This is a genomic window from Corynebacterium afermentans subsp. afermentans (genome assembly GCF_030408355.1).
Lineage (GTDB): Bacteria > Actinomycetota > Actinomycetes > Mycobacteriales > Mycobacteriaceae > Corynebacterium > Corynebacterium afermentans.
Window position 1 is genome coordinate 2,240,321 of sequence record NZ_CP046606.1, and the last position, 20,364, is coordinate 2,260,684.

The following is a 20,364-nucleotide window of genomic DNA, read 5'->3' on the forward strand; positions in this document are numbered from 1 at the left end:
GCTACAGCACGCCCTGCTCGCGCGCTGACGCCACGGCGGAGGTGCGCGAGCGCACGCCCAGCTTGTCGTAAATGTGGACGAGGTGGGATTTCACGGTCGCCTCGGAGAGCATGAGCTGGCGGCCGATTTCGCGGTTGGAGGAGCCGGCGGCGACCAGCTGCAGCACCTCCAGCTCGCGCGGGGTGAGCGACGAGCGCGGGGTGCGCTCGCGGGATTCGAGCCGGTCGCGCACGACGGGGGACATGGTGGCATCGCCGCGTGCGGTGGAGCGCACAGCCGCGACGAGCTCCTCCGGCGGGGCGTCTTTAAGCAGGTAGCCCACGGCGCCGGCCTCGATGGCACCGAGGATGTCGGCGTCCGTGTCGTAGTTGGTCACCACCAGCACCTTGGGTGGGTGGGGCATGTTGGCCCGAATCGCGGCGGTGGCTTGGGCGCCGGTGGTCACGCGCTGGCCTTCCGCGCCGGCGCCGAAGCGCAGGTCCATGAGGATGACATCGATGCCGCCGGCCTGCGCGGTGGCAATCGCGCCTTCGGCGGTGGCTACCTCGGCCACCACTTTGATGTCCTCGGCGGCCTCCAGTACGGAGCGCAGGCCGAGGCGGACAATCTCGTGGTCGTCAGCCAGCAGTACCCGGATCAACGTCGGTCTCCTCGCTAGAATCAAGGTCAGTCTTTTGGTTGATCCTAACCGGCACAGCCACGGTCAGCGCCGTCGGCCCGCCGGGTGCGGACTCGATCTCCAACTTTCCGCCCAGCTCCACGGCGCGCGAGCGCATCGCGTCCAGCCCCAGGTGGCCCAGCCCGCTGGGTTTGAGCCCCTGCGCGTTAACGTCGAAACCGCGGCCGTTGTCCACCACGTCCAGGCGCACCTCCTCCGGCGCGTAGGTCAGGGTGATGCGGGCAATACTCGCCTCGGCGTGGTTGATCACGTTGGACACCGCACCCTGAGCAATGCGCAGCAGCCCGGCCTCCACCCGCATCGGCAGCGGCACCGCCTCGCCGTCGACTTCCACCCCGATGTCCAGGCCGCCTGCCTCGCCGAAGTCGCCGGCCACCCGCACCAGCGCGTCGCGCAGCGAGGACTCCGTCAGCGGCGCCGGCGCGAGCGCGGCGATCATCGCGCGGGTCTCCGCCAGGTTGTTGGAAGCCGCCCGGCGCGCCGTCTCCATCTTCCTCAGCGGCGCCTGCACCTTATCCTCCGGCAGCCCGCTTGCCCGCACGTCCTGCTCCGCCGAATGCAGCAGCATCTGGATCGACGACAGGTTCTGCGCCACCGTGTCGTGCAGCTCGTGCGCGAGGCGTTCGCGCTCCTGGGCCACGCCGGCGGCGCGTTCGGTGTCGGCGAGGCGGTCGCGTGTGGCCAGCAGTTCGTCGATAAGCTGCTGCCTCTCGCGGCTCACGCGGGTGATGGTGTCGAAGGCGTACGCGATCGCCACCACAACCACCGCGGACAGCGCCGGGCCCATGATCCCGCCGAGGGTGAGACCGGTCGGGACCTGCATGCCAATCGCAATGCCCAGGCACACCACCACCCACGCGTAGCCGATCCAGTTGTCAAAGGCGCGCAACGCCACGAAGAACAGCACGAACACCCAGTACACGGCTACTGGCGAGACGGTCATGTCCGCCACCCACACCGCCGTCGCCCCCAGCATCCACGCCACACGCCCCCACATGCCCCAGCGGTACATCTCCACCATGCCGTAGAACAGCAAAAATGCGAACGCCGCGGTCATCACAATGTGCAGCAGCGCGCTATTGAGCGGCATACGCGCGAGCGCACCGAAGGAGACGAGCATGAGGCACACCGCCAGCACCGTGATGCCCGAGTCGAGCGCCCGGTAGTCCGCGGTCTTTCCGGGATGCTGCTCCAACAGCACTAATCTGGAGCTCATGCGTCTGAGAGTACCCACCGCCCTGTTCGTGCTCGCCCTCGCCGGGTGTTCGCAGGAGCCTTCGCCTATCGACGACCCTTCGGCCGCCCCCGCGCCCGAACCCACCCTGCCCGTGCAGGCCCTGCCCGACACCCCGCGCGATAGCTGGACCGAGTGCCCCTACCTGGACACCGAATGGGTCGCGCAGACCAACGGCCAGCGCGTCACCGGCGTGGGCACGGACACCCGCTTCAACCCGCCAGCCTGCCAGTTCTGGTCCTACCCCGAGGAGCCGCAGCTGACCGTGCTGGTGCGCCACATGGATTCTGTGGAAGACGCCCGAGCCGTGGTGGACTTCGTCGCCCCGGTGGACCTGACCCAGCCGGCGACGCTGCCCGGCGGGTGGGACGGCGGCCGCCACGGCGGCGGGGACGTGCCCGGCCGCATCGGCGCAGCGTACGCCGTGGCCAAGGGGCCCACCGCGGTGGCGGTGTTCACCAACCAGCACGAGTCCGTCAAGGCCGAAACGGTGGCGAAAGAAGTAATCGCTAACCTGGCCCTGTGAATAGTCCCGTGATGATCTCCGTAGCCGCCATCGTGTTCACCGACGAGCAGGGCCGCGTGCTGTGCGTTCGCAAACACACCAGCCCGCGGTTCCAGCTGCCGGGCGGCAAGCCGGAGCCCGGCGAGACGCTGGTGGACACCGCGCTGCGCGAGACCCGGGAGGAGGTCGGCTTGGACGTCGACCCGGAAGATTTGAGCTACCTGGGCCAGTTCAGCGCACCCGCCTCCAACGAGCCAGGCTGCACCGTCACTTCCACGGTGTTTTTGCACCCCGGCACCGGCCTGTCCCCCGCGCCTGCCGCGGAGATCGCCGAGGCCCGCTGGATCGACCCCACGGCCCCCGATGCCGAGCTCGCACCGCTGCTGCGCGGCGAGATTTTCCCGGCGCTGAAGTCCCGCGAGATCGAAGCCATCGCCGTCTACGCCGGGGCGCGCGAGGGCACCAACCCGAACAACGCCGCGTTGGCCAGGGCGTTCGGCGAGGCGCTCGCGGACGCCGACATCACTTTGGTCTACGGCGGGTCAAAGGTGGGGCTGATGGGTGAGGTGGCCGAAGGGGCGTCGACAAGCATTGGCATACTCACCGAGCACCTAGCCAACTACGAGCTGCAGTACGAAGGCCTCGAGCGCCTCGAGGTGGTGACCACCATGTCCGAGCGCAAGGCCCGCATGAGCGAGCTTGCCGACGCCATCGTGGCCCTGCCCGGCGGCGCCGGCACCCTCGACGAGCTGTTCGAGGAATGGACCAGCCAACAACTCGGCCTGCACCAAAAACCCATCGGGCTGCTGGGCAGCGAATTCTGGGCGCCGCTGGTGGCGATGATCGACCACATGGTGGACCAGGGCTTCATGCGCCCGACGGACCGCGCGCATATGGTCGTCGCCGACGACCCGCAGGAGCTCCTGGCCAAACTGCGCGCATGGGCGCCGCCGGTGCCACGCTGGCTCTAGTCGGCTACACCGCGACGTCGTTGTACGGCATCATCGACGACACCCACGGGTAGACAACCTCCATGAGCAGGAAAAACACGCCCACTAAAATGATCAGGGTGAGCAGCCACTTCACCGGCGCGGGGCCGGGAAGCTTGCGCCACAGTGCCGCATACATCGTTATCGCACCTCTTTCATTACATCCGGCACCGCACCCGACGGGTCCTTCGGCTGCACCTCCGTGCGCACCGCGTGGATAATCATGCGCTCCGCGTTGGAGAACTGCGGGTGGCACGTGGTCAGCGTGATCAGGCCCTCCGTGCCCGGCTCCACCTTCGTCGAGCTGTTGCCCGGGATGGGGTTGACCACCTCGATGTCGCCCGGAAGCGTAATCTCGCGGCCCTTGACCTGCGCGTAGTCGCCAGCCGCGATACGCTCGTTCAGCTCGCCGGGCAGGCAATCGATTCCCTCTCTGCGGCGCTCCCCCGGGTCCTGCGACATCGGCAGCACGCGGTAGGTCACCCACTCGGTCTGCGTCTCCACCACGATGGCGTCGCAAACCTTCAGCGCACCCAAGTCGTTAAACGGTGCGCCCTTGCCCACGCGGTGCCCGGCCACGGCGAAGTTGCCGTCCTCGCCCGGCTGCTGCGTGCCCGGGTAGTGGCCTGGGCCGGTAAGCAACTGGTGCTCCTGCACGCCTTCCACGATGGCGAACTGGTAGTCCTGGCCGAACGCCGGGATGTACATGCGCGCGAACGCGTCGCCCAGCTCAGTGGTTTTGGCTTGGCGGGGGTTGACCCACTGCTCTTCCAGGCGAGTCTGCGCCTCATCCTGCATCCGGCCGGAGGCGATGTTGGTCCAATAAGACTCGTAGAAGGCGAACAACAGCAGTAGCACGCCGAACGTGAGCAGCAACTCGCCAATCACCTGCGAGGCGGTGATGCGGCGCGGCTGCGTGTGCATGTGGGCCGTGGTCATGCAGCTCAGCGTAGCGTCGGCGCGCTAGATGGAGTAATCCGGCGGCGGCGCGCCCAAGGTGTTTTCCGCCAGCGCGCGTGCGGTGCGCAGCGGCTCGATGCTGTGCAGGATCCTCGCGCCAGACAGCCCGCCATCGAGGAAGATCAGCAGCTCATCCGCCAGCGCGGAGGACTCGTAGCCGTTCTTCTCCGTCAATAACGCCGTGATCGTTTCGTGCATCCAGGAGCGGTGCGCCATGCACGCTGCGATGATGCGCTCTTCCGACTCCACCTCGGGGCGCGGGTATTCGCCCGCGGCGTTGAGGAAAGGAGAGCCGCGGAAGTCCTTGTCCGGCTCTTCGTCGATAGCCATGTCGAAGAATGCGAGGATCTTCGCGTCCGCGTCCGGCGCCTTCGCTGCGCGCTCACCCCAGCGGGCGCGGAACTGCTCGTCCAGCTGCTCCAGGTAGGCGATGACGAGGCTGTCCTTCGAGCCCAGCAGCGAGTACAGCGAGGCCTTTGCCACGTCCGCTTCGCGCAGGATCCGGTCGATGCCGATGACGCGAATGCCCTCTTCGGTGAACAGTTTTGTTGCAGCGTCCAGCAGCCGCTGGCGCGGGCTCGGCCGGTCCCGGCGTCGCTGCGCTGGCTTCTTCTTGCTGGTGGTGGCCAAGGAAAACTCCTTCGTGCGTCGGTCGCATATCAATATAGACAAACCGGTACGTATAGTCCACTGGGCACGAAAAAATCCCCCGGGTTCCACCCGAGGGATTTCACACTTTCGCCTATCGACGCTTGCTGGTCACCAGATTGATGATCCACAGCAAGATCACCGCGCCGAGCAGGCAGGTGAGGAAGCTGAAGAACAGCCCGCCACCGGCAACGTCGACGCCGAACACGGAGAGCAGCCAGCCGCCAAGCAGACCGCCGATAATGCCGACCACGATGTTCAGGCCGATGCCCATCTGTGCGTCACGGTTCTGGATCTTCGAACCGATCCAGCCAGCAAGACCGCCGATAACAATCCAACCGATAAGACCCATTGCAGGTGCCATAGTGTTTCAAACCCTTCTAATTGTTAATCAGTACGGGAGCCATTATGCGCCCCTTATAGATTGGGCGAGCAACGCATTGCATGCAGTTGCGTAACAATTCGCTTACAAATCTTGTGTACGCACGACCATCATGGGGCACGGTGCCTCCTGCAGCAGCGCGCGCGAAGTCGAGCCCAGCAGCATGCCCTTGAATCCGCCGCGGCCGTGCGAGCCGGTGACCAGCAGCTGTGCACCCTGCGCAGCTGCTGCGAGCGCACGCACCGGGCGGTCGCGGGTGATGACCTTCTTTACCACCACGTCCGGGTACTGCTCCGAAAGCTCATTCAGGTACGAGCTCAACAGCTCGTCCTTCTCCGCTCGCACAGCCTTCCAGTGGTCCTCGGAGACCGCGTAGCCTGCTCCCGGCCCCTGGATCTGGGTGTCCACCCAGGTGTGCACCGCGTGCAGCTCCGCACCGCGGGCGGCTGCCTCCTCAAAGGCCACCTCTGTGGCGCGACGCGACACTTCAGAACCGTCCACGCCGACGACGACAGGGCCGTACTTGTTCGCTTCCGTCACAGCGTTGTCTTCACGCACGACCACTACCGGGCAGGACGCGTGAGAAACCACGGCGCCGGACACCGAGCCGAGCACCATGCCGGAGATCCCGCTCAAACCGCGGGACCCCATCACCACCATGGTGGATTCCTTGGACATCTCCAGCAGCATGTCAATCGCCGAGCCTTCCGCTACCGCGTGGCCGATGTGCAGGTCTGGCGCCACCTCGAGCGCGATCTCGCGCGCACGGTCCACGGTCTGCAAGGTTTCACGCTGCAGCTCGTCGAAGACCTCCTGCGGCGGCACCATGCCTTCCGCGTACAGGAACTGCGGCATCGAGTACGCCGCCGCGAGGCGCAGCGGAATGTTGCGCTTCATCGCCGTATTTGCAGCCCAACGGACTGCATTGTCGGAGGCGGGGCTGCCGTCTACGGCAACGACAACGATATCTTCCTGGGTCATATACAAACCTTCCCTCAGATCGGCTGGTTATAACCCCAGTCTACTGCTGTCCGGCGTGTTAGCGCGGCAGTTCCTGCGGCGTCGCCGCAGGGGCGTTCGCGGGGAACAGCACCTGGTAAATCACACTCAGAACGTCCATGATGGCCTTACCGATACCCTCGGAGAAAAATGCCGTCAGCGGTTCAACCAAAGACCCTAAATCCATGGCGGCTAATCTACTACACAGCATGGCACGGAAAAAGACAAAGAATACAGGGCCGCTCCCGCCTCGCGACGGCCTCGGCGCCACCCGCGCACGCGTGCCAGAAGGGCCGGGTATCTCGGCCGCCGAATTCATCTGGCATCTCGTGTCCACCCAGCGCCACCGCCATCCCGAGGACAACGTGGATGCGGTCTTGGCAAGGTTCGCCGAAGGTGCCGTCGTCAAGCGCGATGGCTCCCATTTAACCGCAGAGACCTGGCTGGAACCCGGCACCGACGTCTTCTTCTACCGCCGGCCCGCGCCCGAGAAGCCAGTGCCCTTCGAAATCACCACGGTATTTGAGGACGACGACCTCCTTGTCGTAAACAAACCGCCATTTTTGGCTACCATGCCGCGCGCGTCCCACATCACCGAGACCGCCACCGTGAGACTGCGACGCGCGACCGGCAACGAAGAGCTCACGCCCGCACACCGCCTTGACCGGGCAACATCCGGACTACTCTTGCTGACGAAACGCCGCGAGATCCGCGGCGCTTACCAGGAACTCTTCGCGCGCCGCGAGGTACGCAAGGAATACGAAGCAATCGCCTTGCTTCACGACGTCCCTCCGGCCACCCCCTGGCACCACCACCTGACCAAAGAATCCGGCGAGCCCGCTGCCCGGTTGGTGCCAGACGCCGAGCCGAACGCCTCGACCGTGGTGTCGAACGTTTCGCGGTTAGAACCCGCCGTAGAAGTGGCGTTGCAAAAGCGCTACGGCGTTTCAGGCGCGCTGGGGCGGTATGTGCTGCAGCCCGAAACCGGCCGCACCCACCAACTCCGCGTCCAAATGATGGCGGAGGCGGCACCAATCCTCGGCGACAGGATCTACCCCAATCTGATGCCGGCAAGCACCGAGGACTTTTCGGTGCCGATGCTGCTGCGATGCACAGCTCTGGAATTCACCGACCCGCTGCGCGGCCGCAAACGGAAGTTCCGACTGAGCGAGACCTGGCCAACCATGTAGCCGCCGTTACTCTAGGCCGCTACCTGTATAACGATTTATGTGTGTTCCCCATTGTTGGTGCACCAGGTGTTGTCCGCAATGTGGAGCCTGGTCCTGAACCGCGGTTTCGTGGGCCGGCCCCATAGTTGGTACACCAAGAGTTGTCCGCAATGCGGAGTTTCGTGGGGGCAGCTTTCGCAAACGTTGACGATCGGGCCGTTTTCGGCGACTGTTTGCCCAGGTGGAAAACAGCGGCGTTAACCTTTACGAGACCGCCAGCTACATGGTCCGTGGGTAAGCACCGGTTGTTGGTGCAGGCGCAGTTGTCCACAATGCGGACTGTGGCCCCGATCTATAGTTCGTGGGTGCACACCAATGATGGGTGCCGCCGTGGTTGTCCGCAATGCGGAGTCGGGCCCGGGTGCGGAGTTGGTGGGTGCGCACCAATCATGGGTGCATCTGGGGTTGTCCGCAATGCGGAGTCGGGCCCGGCCCCAGGTTTTCGTGGGTGCGTTGTTGGTCGAGTAATGGAGGTCGAGTCCGTCGGTGTACGCGGGCGTACTCGACGTCCGGTACTCGACTTTCGCCCCGCAGTAGGCATCGTCGTTGCTGCTGTCCCCGCAACCTATGCGGCCCCTCGTTGGCAGGTCGCGTCCCGCCGGGTGGTTCCGCCTGGGGTTTTCATGGGTGTGCGCCAATGATGGGTGCCGCCGTGGTTGTCCGCAATGCGGAGTGAGGCCCGGGCACGGAATTGGTGGGTGTGCGCCAATGATGGGTGCGGGTGTGGTTGTCCGCAATGCGGAGTGAGGCCCGGGCACGGAATTGGTTGGTGTGCACCAATGATGGGTGCGGGTGCGGTCGTCCGCAATGCGGAGTGTGGCCGAGGGTTTCGTTGACGAGCGCGCTGTTTTCCACCCACGTGATTTGGTGGGTCACTGGTTGGGCATATGAAATTGGGCACATGAAAAAGCACCCGCCGCACCATCAGTGTTGGTGCGGCGGGTGCTTGTGTGAAGTTGTTGGGTCGGCGGTAACCTACTCTCCCACTCCCTCCCGGGAGCAGTACCATCGGCGCGGGCGGGCTTAGCTTCCGGGTTCGGAATGGGACCGGGCGTTTCCCCGCCGCCATCAACCACCGACACACCTTTGGGGCATGTGCGGCTGATCAACAATTCAGCGTTATGCAATTACACGTTGGCCATCCCGGTGTGTAGCCGGGTTGGTGTGTTGTGTCAGTGACTGCACAGTGGACGCAAGCAAAACGTTTCTTTGTGTTTCTTCGCGGTGTTCACAACCTATTGGTGTGTGAATGGTGTTTATTGGTGTATTAGTACCGGTCGCCTCCACACATTGCTGTGCTTCCAGGTCCGGCCTATCAACCCAGTAGTCTCCTGGGAACCTCAAATGAAACCTCATCTTAAAACAGGCTTCCCGCTTAGATGCTTTCAGCGGTTATCCCTCCCGTACGTAGCCAACCAGCCGTGCTCCTGGCGGAACAACTGGCACACTAGAGGTACGTCCGTCCCGGTCCTCTCGTACTAGGGACAGCCTTCTTCAAGTTTCAACGCGCGCGGCGGATAGAGACCGAACTGTCTCACGACGTTCTGAACCCAGCTCGCGTGCCGCTTTAATGGGCGAACAGCCCAACCCTTGGGACCTACTCCAGCCCCAGGATGCGACGAGCCGACATCGAGGTGCCAAACCATCCCGTCGATATGGACTCTTGGGGAAGATCAGCCTGTTATCCCCGGGGTACCTTTTATCCGTTGAGCGACACCACATCCACAAGTAGGTGCCGGATCACTAGTCCCGACTTTCGTCCCTGCTCGACTTGTAAGTCTCGCAGTCAAGCTCCCTTGTGCACTTACACTCTACACACCTGATTGCCAACCAGGCTGAGGGAACCTTTGGGCGCCTCCGTTACATTTTGGGAGGCAACCGCCCCAGTTAAACTACCCACCAGGCACTGTCCCCAACCCAGATCATGGGCCAAGGTTAGATATCCACTACGGTCAGAGTGGTATTTCAACAACGACTCCACACACACTGGCGTGCATGCTTCCAAGTCTCCCACCTATCCTACACAAACCGCACCGAATGCCAATACCAAGCTATAGTGAAGGTCCCGGGGTCTTTTCGTCCTGCCGCGCGAAACGAGCATCTTTACTCGTACTGCAATTTCACCGGGCCTGTGGTTGAGACAGCAGGGGAGTCGTTACGCCATTCGTGCAGGTCGGAACTTACCCGACAAGGAATTTCGCTACCTTAGGATGGTTATAGTTACCACCGCCGTTTACTGGGGCTTAAATTCTCCGCTTCGGACAACGTCCTAACGGGTCCTCTTAACCTTCCAGCACCGGGCAGGCGTCAGTCCGTATACATCAACTTAACCGTCTTCGCACGGACCTGTGTTTTTGATAAACAGTCGCTCCCCTCTCTTCTCTGCGACCCCAACCAGCTCAACACGAATGTGTGTCACCGGTTGTGGTCCCCCTTCTCCCGAAGTTACGGGGGCATTTTGCCGAGTTCCTTAACCACAGTTCACCCGCTCGCCTTAGTATTTTCTACCTGACCACCTGTGTCGGTTATGGGTACGGGCCGTACATGCACATCGCTAGAGGCTTTTCTCGGCAGTACAGGATCACCAACATCACCCGATTCGGGCTACGCATCACGCCTCACACTTGATGACAACCGGATTTGACCAATGTTGTCGTGCCACACGCTTGCACCGCAATCCAATAAGCGGCTTAGCTACCTCACTGCGTCACCCCATCACTGACCTACAACGGATCAGGCCCCACGCATCACCACCAACCAACCATCCCCGAAGGGATGGCAACGATCGGCAGATCAGGGTGGTTAGTCTCACCGCTTCGATACTGGGCGCGCACATACGGGTACGGGAATATCAACCCGTTAACCATCGACTACGCCTGTCGGCCTCGCCTTAGGACCCGACTCACCCTGGGAAGACGAACTTGACCCAGGAACCCTTAGTCATCCGGCGGGCAAGATTCTCACTTGCCATTCGTTACTCATGCCTGCATTCTCACTCGCATGCAGTCCACCGCTCCTTCCGATACGGCTTCACCCCACACACGACGCTCCCCTACCCAAACAACAAAATTGTTTGCCGCGGCTTCGGCGGTGTGCTTGAGCCCCACTGAATTGTCGGCGCGGAACCACTCGACCAGTGAGCTATTACGCACTCTTTCAAGGATGGCTGCTTCTAAGCCAACCTCCTGGCTGTCTTCGCGATCCCACATCCTTTTCCACTTAGCACACCCTTAGGGGCCTTAACCGGCGATCTGGGCTGTTTCCCTCTCGACTATGAAGCTTATCCCCCACAGTCTCACTGCAATGCACCACTATAACCGGTATTCGGAGTTTGGCTGACGTCGCTAAGATGATAGTCCCGCTCAACCAACCAGTAGCTCTACCTCCGGCAAGCTCACATCACGCTGCACCTAAATGCATTTCGGGGAGAACCAGCTATCACGGAGTTTGATTGGCCTTTCACCCCTACCCACAGCTCATCCCCTCAGTTTTCAACCTAAGTGGGTTCGCGCCTCCACAACCTCTTACAGCTGCTTCACACTGGCCATGGGTAGATCACCCCGCTTCGGGTCCAGGACATGCCACTTGCCACCCTATTCGGATTCGCTTTCGCTACGACTACCCCACACAAACGGGTTAACCTCGCGACATGCCGCTGACTCGCAGGCTCATTCTTCAAAAGGCACGCCATCACACACAAGGTGCTCTGACGGATTGTAAGCGCATGGTTTCAGGAACTCTTTCACTCCCCTCCCGGGGTACTTTTCACCATTCCCTCACGGTACTTCATTCACTATCGGTCACACTGAGTATTTAGGCTTACCGGGTGGTCCCGGCAGATTCACAGCAGATTCCACGAGCCCGCTGCTACTCGGGAACACAAACAACACAACCACACACACCTTCACGTACAGGACTATTCACCTACTCCGGTGCACCATCCCAGATGCTTCCGCTGATGCATATGCGTTGCGCTTGCAGTCGGCAGCCTGCAACATTTGCGCCCCACAACACCGCACACGCAACCCCTGCCAGGTATCACACGCACACGGTTTAGCCTCATCCGCTATCGCTCGCCACTACACACGGAATCACAATTGTTTTCTTCTCCTACGGGTACTGAGATGTTTCACTTCCCCGCGTCAACCCCCACACAGACTATGAATTCACCTGCGGGTAACACCACACAACCGGTGCTGGGTTTCCCCATTCGGACATCCTCGGATCAACGCTTTGTTGGCAACTCCCCGAGGCATAACGCAGCCTCACACGTCCTTCATCGGCTCAGCATGCCAAGGCATCCACCATACGCCCGTAACAAAACACACGGACACACAAACAAACAGGTATAAACACCAAAACACAAAAAAGAAAGATACTCGCGTCCACTATACAGTTCTCACACAACACAACCCCACACACAAACAGCCACAAACACTGCAGCCGTGTACGCAGGGCCCAACAGGAACAACCAATGCTGCCCCAGACACCCAACAGTGCACCAACGAAAAACCCCTTTTGTCACGCAAAACCGGTGTATCCACCAACCCAACACCACGCAGCACACACCCCAACCAGGCACCCCCATCACCACCTTCGATGACACGGCGACCTGCGGGTATGCCTCCACCCGGCAAAAACAAAAACAGTGGCAGTCACACACTCGGCGACTCAACCACACACACCCACAACTGTGGGCACACAAAATAAAAGCTCCTTAGAAAGGAGGTGATCCAGCCGCACCTTCCGGTACGGCTACCTTGTTACGACTTCGTCCCAATCGCCGATCCCACCTTCGACAGCTCCCTTTAACAGGCCACTGGCTTCGGGTGTTACCAACTTTCATGACGTGACGGGCGGTGTGTACAAGGCCCGGGAACGTATTCACCGCAGCGTTGCTGATCTGCGATTACTAGCGACTCCGACTTCATGGGGTCGAGTTGCAGACCCCAATCCGAACTACGACCGGCTTTCAGCGATTAGCACACCCTCACAGGCTCGCAAACGCGTTGTACCGACCATTGTAGCATGTGTGAAGCCCTGGACATAAGGGGCATGATGATTTGACGTCATCCCCACCTTCCTCCGAGTTAACCCCGGCAGTCTCTCACGAGTCCCCAACCGAATTGCTGGCAACATAAGACAAGGGTTGCGCTCGTTGCGGGACTTAACCCAACATCTCACGACACGAGCTGACGACAACCATGCACCACCTGTACACCAACCACAAAGGGAAACCGTATCTCTACGGCGATCTGGTGTATGTCAAGCCCAGGTAAGGTTCTTCGCGTTGCATCGAATTAATCCACATGCTCCGCCGCTTGTGCGGGCCCCCGTCAATTCCTTTGAGTTTTAGCCTTGCGGCCGTACTCCCCAGGCGGGGCGCTTAATGCGTTAGCTACGGCACGAACCCCGTGGAAGGGACTCACACCTAGCGCCCACCGTTTACGGCATGGACTACCAGGGTATCTAATCCTGTTCGCTACCCATGCTTTCGCTCCTCAGCGTCAGTTACTGCCCAGAGACCTGCCTTCGCCATCGGTGTTCCTCCTGATATCTGCGCATTCCACCGCTACACCAGGAATTCCAGTCTCCCCTACAGCACTCAAGTTATGCCCGTATCGCCTGCAGTCCCGCAGTTAAGCTGCGGGCTTACACAAACGACGCGACAAACCACCTACGAGCTCTTTACGCCCAGTAATTCCGGACAACGCTCGCACCCTACGTATTACCGCGGCTGCTGGCACGTAGTTAGCCGGTGCTTCTTCTCCAGGTACCGTCACAAAAAAGCTTCGTCCCTAGCGAAAGGAGTTTACAACCCGAAGGCCGTCATCCCCCACGCGGCGTCGCTGCATCAGGCTTGCGCCCATTGTGCAATATTCCCCACTGCTGCCTCCCGTAGGAGTCTGGGCCGTATCTCAGTCCCAATGTGGCCGTACACCCTCTCAGGCCGGCTACCCGTCGACGCCTTGGTAGGCCATTACCCCACCAACAAGCTGATAGGCCGCGAGCTCATCCCACACCGAAAAACTTTCCACCACACCATCCAAAATGTGGTCCTATCCGGTATTAGACCCAGTTTCCCAGGCTTATCCCGAAGTGCAGGGCAGATCACCCACGTGTTACTCACCCGTTCGCCACTCGAGTACCAGTGCAAGCACTGGCCTTTCCGTTCGACTTGCATGTGTTAAGCACGCCGCCAGCGTTCATCCTGAGCCAGGATCAAACTCTCCACAAAAAACGTTTCAGAAAGAAACAGGCCGTGAAAAGCCCAATACCCAACCAAAAACAAACCAACCAACACCCAAACAGGCGCCGGACTGGCAAAAATCCAAAAATTACAAGGTTCAACAACCGACCCCAACCCGACGGGGTTATAAAGCAGGGCCGATCAAAATACGTGAAACATGTTCAACCACACCCCACGCACACTATGAACCAAAAAAGATGACGCGATCCATCATTGGAATTCAACCACGCCACCACCGGCACACACCCAAAAAGGCGTCCACCACACAGTGCACAAAAAGAGCAGGCAAACACACCCACGCAACAAAAGTACATTGGCACACTATCGAGTTCTCAAACAACACCAGCACACCCAACACCAACCCACACACAGTGAGCCAGCATCAAAGTGACTTTGGAATCCGCCAGCGATTGTTTTCCTGCCCGCCACACAAACCAGAGAACCTCATTTCGCTCTCCAGCGGGGCGTTGTCGGTCTCGCTGACTCGATATAAGTTACACACACCCCACACACAACACAAACCCGCAGCGCACAAGCCTTTTTTACGTGTTCTTAAGTGCTTGTTTGGGGTTCATATAGCCACCCAAATACGCGCAGTGCATGCCAACGCCGATGAGCAGCAACAGCCCCGATACGCCCAGGCAATACACGACATGCCCGCCCATAAAGGACGCCTCTTCCGCCGCGCGCGAAATAGGGATGGCCAAGAACATCGCCGGCAACAGCCCCATATCGCTACGCCGGGTTTTCATGGCCGATCCCAGCACGGCGCAGGCAAAGGCACCCGCCGCGCCGACCACCACCGCGGCCCAGCTCAAACTCGAGACAACACCAACAATGACCGTATAGAACAGCACCGAGACAACTGATGCCGCGAGCGATACTCCAAGCCACCGCCGTCGTGGCACCCCGTAGCTCGCGCCCACGTCCGGGCCAGCGATTCCCGAGCCGTGCATGCAATACATGCCGTACCAAACCAACAGCGGCAACGCCCCGATCCACAACCGCAAAGGCTCACTACCGATGAAGCTCGCCAGGTAGAGCATCACGCAATGCGCCGCCGCAATACCCAAAGCCCACAGCAGCTGCGGTTTCCACACCAGCTCCGCAAGGAAGCCGCGTGAGCCTAAGCGCGACCGAACACGCTCGCTTGTCTCCGGCACCTCGCCGGTGACGTAGCGCTGCCCCATGATCAGGCCCATCGCCAGCGCACCTAGAGCGCCCAGCACGCCAACCCAATCGGGCCGCAGCAGCAACGCAACAACCGCGCCAATCACCACCGCCGGCACCACCGCCATCGCGGTCAGCCGTAACCGCCGATCCCGGGGCATGCCGTACGCCGCGTAGGCCGTCTCTTCCGTCGAGAGCGCGCCGATCACAAAGAGGGTCACAAATGCAGGCGTCGTCACCGCAGTAAGCGGGTGGTCCGCAATAGTCGCGCTGAGTGCAAACATCGCCGCCAGCGGCACCATCCACAGCAGCCTGTACAGCGAGGACGCGACGAACTGGTGACGGAAGAATCCGAGCAAGGTCGTGTTCATCAGTACACCTCCAGGTAGTGCTCGATGAGGTCGTCGAAGCGCGCGGGGCGGGCATGGCGCGGAGCGTCGTCGATAGGCAAAAGCTCCCCTCCCACAACCGCGAAGGCATCGGCGACTTCGGGAGCACATTGCTTGACGACGGCCCCCTCACGCCCCAGAATCACCGCCGTATCCAGCACCTTCGCGGCGTCCTCGATGTGGTGGGTGGCCATGACGATGGTGTGGCCGGTGTCCGCCTGGTCCAGCAGGTGGCGGTAGAAAACCTCGGTGTTGTGGGTGTCCAGGCCGACGTAGGGCTCGTCCAGGAGCAGCAGATCGGTGCCGGACGCAAGCCCGATAACGATGGCGATCATGGCGCGCTGCCCGCGGGAGAGCTTCCCGTAGCGGGTTTCCAATGCCTGATCCATGGCGAAGTCGGCGGTCAGCGCGTCGGCAAGCTGCTGGTCCCAGGTGCGGTAGCGCAACCGCGCGCCCTTGATTACATCCGCGCCGGACCACGTGCCCGGGTAAGCGGTATCAACGCCGGTCAGGCAGGTGTTGTCCATGACGAAGGCGTTGTCGAAGGGGCGCACGCCGAACACCTCGACGGTGCCGGAGGTGGGTTTGAGTTGCCCGGACAGGATGCGCAGCAGCGTGGATTTTCCCACGCCGTTGCGGCCGAGCAGGCCGTGGATGCCGGGGCCGAGATCCAGGTCGACGCCGGTGAGCACGTCCTTGGAGCCGAAGCTGCGGGTGAGGTCGCGGGTGTGGATGGTCATTGGTACATGCCTCTGCTTTCTGCGACGCGGTCGATTAGGTCGTGGAGGTCGGAGCGGGTGTAGCCCAGGTGCAGGGCTTCGTCGATGAGCGGGGCGATGTAGTCACCGGCGAAGTCCTCCCGGCGCTTGGCCAGGATTCGGTCGCGGGCCCCGTCGGTGACGAACATGCCGAGGCCGCGGCGTTTTTCCAGCACGTGATCGTCGACAAGCAATGCAAGCCCCTTGCGCGCCGTCGCGGGATTGATTTCGTGGAACTGGGCGAGCTGATTCGTCGACGGTGCTTGCTCGCCGGGTTTCAGGGTGCCGTCGACGATGAGGTCGGCGACGAAACTGGCGATCTGCACGAAGAGCGGCTCTGCGTCAGTGTTCATGCCCTGCCCTCCGGTTGATTGGTTAGTTACTCGAGTAACTAACTGACTATCACGGCGATCTGTCGAGCGCAACAGCTTCGCAGCAAACCGTGATGATTACGACGTGGAATGACTGAGGCTTTTCAGGCAAGATGGTGCGTGTAACTCAACTTAGTAACGAAAAAGAATCGGAATTTAGGAGCCATGCTTGAACGCACACTTGTGTTCGTCGACACGTCATACCTGCTCGCGAGCTTTTACAACTCGTGGGAAATCGGCGCCCGGGCACAGTTAGAAATTGACCTGCCGGAGGTTGTGGCAACCCTCGGCAAAATGATCACCAACCAACTCAACCAACCAATCCACCGCCAGTTCTGGTACGACGGCATCCCCGACTCCGGCCCGCACCGCTACCAACGGGCGCTTCGCACCTGCGACGGCGTGCAACTACGCACCGGTCAACTCATCGAGTGGGGCGAGCGCCGCACCCAAAAAGGCGTGGACACCCGCCTTGTCGCCGACCTTGTCATCAACGGCATGAGCGAGAACTTCACCGACTTCGTGCTGGTCTCCGGCGACGCGGACATGATCCCCGGTGTCGAGGAAGTGACCAGCCGTGGCGCGCGCATGCACCTCTACGGCTTCGGCTGGGACTCCATGTCTTCCGCCCTGCGCCACGCCTGCGACAGCACCACCATCCTGGACCCGCGCGAAGACTTCGCCGACGCCATGCGCCTCCAGGTGCTCGAGGGCCCGCTGCCGCCGAGCATCAGAGAGCGCCCGCTTAACGACGCTGCTCCGCTTGAAGAAGCCGTCGGCCCCACCGAGGTTCCAGGGCTGGGCCCAGACCCGCTCGGGCCGGACGCGGTTTCTGAGGCTACGGGCACTTCGGGGGACGGCTCGGACGCAGCCGACGACGACAGCCGAGACGGCGACCAGCCGGCGCAGGCCGCGCCGAAACCGGCGCCCAAGCCCGGTGGCGTGCCGAAGCCGTCCGACATCGTGGGCACTCCAACGCCGCAGCAACGCACCCACCGCCCGGACGAGCCAGAAATGGATGAGCCGTCCGAGGCGCAGGTGGAAGCCAACAACGAGTCGAATAAACCCGGCAACCAGAATGTCTCCAGCGAGTCGGCCGGATCGGCCCCGTCGGCTCCGTCTTCTTCGGACACCGCCAGCGGCGCGAAGCCGTCGCCTGCATCGCTCGCCGGCACCAAATCGGACACGCCGGGGAGCGCGCCGAAGCCGGGCCCCAAGCCTGCGCCGAAGCCTTCGATGATGGCTCCGCGACGCAAGCTGCGCTCCCGCTACGTGCCGCTGCCCGAGGAAGTGTGGACCTCCGCCGGCTTCCAAACCCCCTACGACGTAGGGCAGCAATACGCCAACTGGTGGTTTGAAAACGCCGCCTCCAGCGAACAGCGGGACAACGCCCACCTCCTCTCCGGCGGCGGGCTCCCCCCGGAGATCGACAGGCCGCTGCTGCAGTTCGCCTGCGAGACCCTGCACGAGTACACCCTGTCCGAGACCCAGCGCGTCAACCTTCGCGACGGGTTCCACTCCGGCATCCGCGGCGTACTCATCAACATCCGCCGGGAGAGCTAACGCGGTTCCGGCATTTCGCGGCGCCCCGGGGTTTCGGCCTTCGGGGCGCCTTTTCCGACCCAATTGCGAGATAGTTCACTCGCTTGTGAACTATCCCGCCGTGAGTTTTAGACGACCTGGGGATAGTGAATTATTCAACCGTCCAAGTGGGAAATAATTCACTGATCAGGTCTCATCGAGTGAACCAATCCGCTAGGGCGCCGACACTTCGCGCCGTAATCTGTCAGGCGGCCGTTTGTGATCTGCTAGTTGGAGGCGATTAGTCCTCGTCGCGCATGTACTTCTCGGCGTCGGCGAGGATGTCGTCGGTCTTCGGGGCGTCGGCGGCGACGCGGCGGGAGCTGCCGGACGGCTTCTGCTCGACGGCTGGCTCGGCGGCCTCCGCCTGCGCCGCTTCGCCCTGCACCGCTTCGCCCTGCACCGCTTCGCCCTGCGAGCCCTCACCCGGGCCCGCCTCGAGCTGGCGGTCAGCGTCGCCAGCACCGGCACCAGCACCGGAGCCGGCCTCAAGCTCACCGGACAGGGACGCGCGGATCTGGTCCAGGCGGCTGGCGGCGGCGGCGTCGGTGGAGCCGGACTCGATCTCGGCCATGCGATCAGTCATGGAGTCCTTCATCAGCTCCTGCTGGCCCAACGCGTTGGCGTAGCGGCGCTCGATCTTGTCGCGCACACCGTCGAGGGTGGGAACGTTGTCGTCGTTGAACTGGTTCATCGAGTCCATGGTCTTGGCCGTCTGCTCCTGCATGCGGGCCTGGTTGAGCTGAGACTCGAGCTGGCCCACCTGGGAGAGCTGCTCCTTCAGGTTCGCCTCGGACTGCTGCTGCTTCGCCTGGGCTTCCTTGGCGGCGTGGTCGGCAGAGGCGTAGGCCTGCTTGGTCTGCTCGAGCTCCTGCTCCACGGACACCAGCTGGGTGGCGATGACCTCGGCGGCATTGTTGAACTGCTGAGACTTCTCAGCGTCGCCGGCTGCCTCCGCCTTCTGGGCGGCCTGCAGGGCGGTGCGCGCCTTGTTCTGCAGGTCCTCCTGGGACTTGATCAGACGCTCCATCTTCATCTGCAGCTGGTTGCGGTTGCCGATGATGTTGGCTGCGTGCTCGGAGATTGCCTTGTGCTGCTCTTTTGCTGCTGCAACCGCCTGCTGGATCTGCACCTTCGGGTCTGCGTTCTGGTCGATCTTGGTGTCGAACGACTGCATGAGGTACTTCCAGCCCTTGCTAAACGGGTTCGCCATTGGAGTGTCCTTCCGGTGGTGGGATTCGTCGTTAAGCAAGTGTACGCATGAAAAAAGCGCCCGTCTTGCGGGCGCTGAATAAAAAACCCTACTGCTCGGTGGCGTTCTGCTCGGCGATCTGGCGGCGAACATCATCCATGTCGAGGTCCTTGACCTGCTGGACAAGGTCGTCGAACGCGGCCGGCGGCAAGGCCCCTGCGTTCTGGAAGATCAGGATGCCATCGCGGAACGCCATCAGCGTCGGGATCGCCTGGATTTCCAGGGCGGAAGCGAGCTGCTGGTTGGCCTCAGTGTCGAGCTTGGCGAAGGTGACGTCGGTGTGCTTCTCAGAGGCCTTCTCATACGTCGGCGCGAACTGCTTGCACGGGCCGCACCAGTCCGCCCATGCATCCACAAACACGATTCCGTCCTGGGTAACGGTCTCCTGGAAAGTGTCCTCGGTTACATCGATCGTGCTCAAAGTACACTCCTTAAAGCTTTTGGTTATTGTTGTAGAGATTGCAACGGGTACAACCCTAACAATGTCCGAGCTATTCCAAGCCGGGCTGGAACGAGTGGAAACCAGGAGGCGAGCAGCAGCCATGACGAAGACGTACCGGATCTCGGGTCCGAAGGACGACGTCGCGGTCGATTCGCTCAAAGATGAACTGTCGCTGGTGGACGGCACCCACGAGGTGGATTTGGACCTCGAGGCCGGGCACCTCACCGTTGTCGGCTTCACCTTCGCCGACGAAGATATTGTGCAGGCGGCGAAAAACGCCGGCTACGTAATCGAGATTTAAGGAGGACACACCATGGCCGGACGCGAGTTCAACGTTGAAGGCATGACCTGCGGACACTGCGAAATGAGCGTGCAGGAGGAGATCTCCGACGTCGCAGGCGTCACCGCGGTGAAGGCGGACCACACCACCGGAAAGGTCACGGTCGAGGGCGACGGCTACTCCACCGACGACATCGCGGCCGCGGTGAAAGAGGCCGGTTACACACTGGCCTAAGTCGGGCCTAGG

The 20,364-nt window shown here is 61.8% G+C and carries 19 protein-coding genes and 3 rRNA genes; 6 read left to right on the forward strand and 16 right to left on the reverse strand.

Annotated features, from left to right (window positions below):
- Nucleotide 1: 1 nt before the first annotated feature.
- Complete coding sequence (locus CAFEA_RS10635; RefSeq protein ID WP_035000276.1) at nucleotides 2-640, reverse strand: LuxR C-terminal-related transcriptional regulator; 639 nt, start codon at nucleotides 638-640, stop codon at nucleotides 2-4.
- Nucleotides 618-1,895, reverse strand: a complete 1,278-nt coding sequence (locus CAFEA_RS10640; protein WP_063937156.1) for a sensor histidine kinase — start codon at nucleotides 1,893-1,895, stop codon at nucleotides 618-620. The genes CAFEA_RS10635 and CAFEA_RS10640 overlap by 23 nt, the downstream gene beginning before the upstream one ends.
- On the opposite strand from CAFEA_RS10640, the gene CAFEA_RS10645 reads away from it, so the two are divergent.
- Nucleotides 1,894-2,439, forward strand: coding sequence for a DUF2020 domain-containing protein (locus CAFEA_RS10645; RefSeq protein WP_063937155.1), 546 nt, complete (start codon nucleotides 1,894-1,896; stop codon nucleotides 2,437-2,439). The genes CAFEA_RS10640 and CAFEA_RS10645 overlap by 2 nt on opposite strands.
- Nucleotides 2,436-3,389: a TIGR00730 family Rossman fold protein gene (locus tag CAFEA_RS10650; protein ID WP_253704910.1), complete on the forward strand. Its 954-nt coding sequence runs from the start codon at nucleotides 2,436-2,438 to the stop codon at nucleotides 3,387-3,389. The genes CAFEA_RS10645 and CAFEA_RS10650 overlap by 4 nt, the downstream gene beginning before the upstream one ends.
- A gap of 4 nt (nucleotides 3,390-3,393) precedes the next feature.
- Here the strand turns inward: CAFEA_RS10650 and CAFEA_RS10655 are convergent, their stop codons facing one another.
- The 6 genes from CAFEA_RS10655 to CAFEA_RS10680 all read right to left on the reverse strand — a co-directional run bounded on the left by CAFEA_RS10655 (nucleotide 3,394) and on the right by CAFEA_RS10680 (nucleotide 6,583).
- The gene (locus CAFEA_RS10655; protein ID WP_035000279.1) at nucleotides 3,394-3,546 is read right to left on the reverse strand and encodes a hypothetical protein; all 153 of its coding nucleotides are present in this window, start codon (nucleotides 3,544-3,546) and stop codon (nucleotides 3,394-3,396) included.
- Nucleotides 3,547-3,548: 2 nt separating this feature from the next.
- On the reverse strand, nucleotides 3,549-4,346 hold the full coding sequence (locus CAFEA_RS10660; RefSeq protein WP_063937154.1) for a class E sortase: 798 nt from the start codon (nucleotides 4,344-4,346) through the stop codon (nucleotides 3,549-3,551).
- Between the two features lie 24 nt (nucleotides 4,347-4,370).
- Complete coding sequence (locus CAFEA_RS10665) at nucleotides 4,371-4,997, reverse strand: TetR/AcrR family transcriptional regulator (protein WP_063937153.1); 627 nt, start codon at nucleotides 4,995-4,997, stop codon at nucleotides 4,371-4,373.
- Nucleotides 4,998-5,109: 112 nt separating this feature from the next.
- Nucleotides 5,110-5,379 (reverse strand): GlsB/YeaQ/YmgE family stress response membrane protein, encoded by a 270-nt coding sequence (locus CAFEA_RS10670; protein ID WP_035000283.1) that lies wholly within the window; start codon nucleotides 5,377-5,379, stop codon nucleotides 5,110-5,112.
- A 102-nt stretch (nucleotides 5,380-5,481) separates the two neighbouring features.
- Nucleotides 5,482-6,378, reverse strand: a complete 897-nt coding sequence (locus CAFEA_RS10675; RefSeq protein WP_063937152.1) for a universal stress protein — start codon at nucleotides 6,376-6,378, stop codon at nucleotides 5,482-5,484.
- Between the two features lie 58 nt (nucleotides 6,379-6,436).
- The gene (locus CAFEA_RS10680; RefSeq protein WP_172796707.1) at nucleotides 6,437-6,583 is read right to left on the reverse strand and encodes a hypothetical protein; all 147 of its coding nucleotides are present in this window, start codon (nucleotides 6,581-6,583) and stop codon (nucleotides 6,437-6,439) included.
- Between the two features lie 22 nt (nucleotides 6,584-6,605).
- Between CAFEA_RS10680 and CAFEA_RS10685 the strand changes: the two genes are divergently transcribed.
- The gene (locus tag CAFEA_RS10685; protein WP_143313337.1) at nucleotides 6,606-7,586 is read left to right on the forward strand and encodes a pseudouridine synthase; all 981 of its coding nucleotides are present in this window, start codon (nucleotides 6,606-6,608) and stop codon (nucleotides 7,584-7,586) included.
- Between the two features lie 1,001 nt (nucleotides 7,587-8,587).
- Here the strand turns inward: CAFEA_RS10685 and rrf are convergent.
- The 6 genes from rrf to CAFEA_RS10715 form a co-directional block, all read right to left on the reverse strand.
- Nucleotides 8,588-8,705 (reverse strand): 5S ribosomal RNA (gene rrf, locus CAFEA_RS10690).
- A 168-nt stretch (nucleotides 8,706-8,873) separates the two neighbouring features.
- Nucleotides 8,874-11,953 (reverse strand): 23S ribosomal RNA (locus CAFEA_RS10695).
- A 393-nt stretch (nucleotides 11,954-12,346) separates the two neighbouring features.
- Nucleotides 12,347-13,863: ribosomal RNA gene (locus CAFEA_RS10700) — 16S ribosomal RNA — on the reverse strand.
- Together the 16S, 23S and 5S rRNA genes form the textbook arrangement of a ribosomal RNA operon.
- A 554-nt stretch (nucleotides 13,864-14,417) precedes the next feature.
- Nucleotides 14,418-15,416 (reverse strand): hypothetical protein, encoded by a 999-nt coding sequence (locus CAFEA_RS10705; protein ID WP_063937098.1) that lies wholly within the window; start codon nucleotides 15,414-15,416, stop codon nucleotides 14,418-14,420.
- Entirely contained in the window at nucleotides 15,416-16,174 is a 759-nt protein-coding gene (locus tag CAFEA_RS10710; RefSeq protein ID WP_063937099.1) for an ATP-binding cassette domain-containing protein, read from the reverse strand. Before CAFEA_RS10710 ends, CAFEA_RS10705 begins: the two co-directional genes overlap by 1 nt.
- On the reverse strand, nucleotides 16,171-16,545 hold the full coding sequence (locus tag CAFEA_RS10715; protein WP_063937100.1) for a GntR family transcriptional regulator: 375 nt from the start codon (nucleotides 16,543-16,545) through the stop codon (nucleotides 16,171-16,173). The genes CAFEA_RS10710 and CAFEA_RS10715 overlap by 4 nt, the downstream gene beginning before the upstream one ends.
- A 183-nt stretch (nucleotides 16,546-16,728) precedes the next feature.
- Between CAFEA_RS10715 and CAFEA_RS10720 the strand changes: the two genes are divergently transcribed.
- Nucleotides 16,729-18,126 carry an NYN domain-containing protein gene (locus CAFEA_RS10720; RefSeq protein WP_063937101.1) on the forward strand — a complete coding sequence of 466 codons (1,398 nt, stop codon included), beginning with the start codon at nucleotides 16,729-16,731 and terminating at the stop codon, nucleotides 18,124-18,126.
- 259 nt (nucleotides 18,127-18,385) lie between these two features.
- Here the strand turns inward: CAFEA_RS10720 and CAFEA_RS10725 are convergent, their stop codons facing one another.
- Both CAFEA_RS10725 and trxA read right to left on the reverse strand, forming a co-directional pair.
- On the reverse strand, nucleotides 18,386-19,357 hold the full coding sequence (locus CAFEA_RS10725; RefSeq protein ID WP_082855626.1) for a PspA/IM30 family protein: 972 nt from the start codon (nucleotides 19,355-19,357) through the stop codon (nucleotides 18,386-18,388).
- An 88-nt stretch (nucleotides 19,358-19,445) separates the two neighbouring features.
- A complete protein-coding gene (gene trxA, locus CAFEA_RS10730; RefSeq protein WP_034996507.1) occupies nucleotides 19,446-19,817 on the reverse strand; it encodes a thioredoxin in 372 nt (123 codons plus the stop codon).
- 121 nt (nucleotides 19,818-19,938) lie between these two features.
- Here trxA and CAFEA_RS10735 point away from each other — a divergent pair, with 121 nt between their 5' ends.
- Both CAFEA_RS10735 and CAFEA_RS10740 read left to right on the forward strand, forming a co-directional pair.
- Nucleotides 19,939-20,139: a hypothetical protein gene (locus CAFEA_RS10735; RefSeq protein ID WP_063937102.1), complete on the forward strand. Its 201-nt coding sequence runs from the start codon at nucleotides 19,939-19,941 to the stop codon at nucleotides 20,137-20,139.
- 12 nt (nucleotides 20,140-20,151) lie between these two features.
- The gene (locus tag CAFEA_RS10740) at nucleotides 20,152-20,352 is read left to right on the forward strand and encodes a heavy-metal-associated domain-containing protein (protein WP_063937103.1); all 201 of its coding nucleotides are present in this window, start codon (nucleotides 20,152-20,154) and stop codon (nucleotides 20,350-20,352) included.
- The last annotated feature ends 12 nt before the right edge of the window (nucleotides 20,353-20,364 follow it).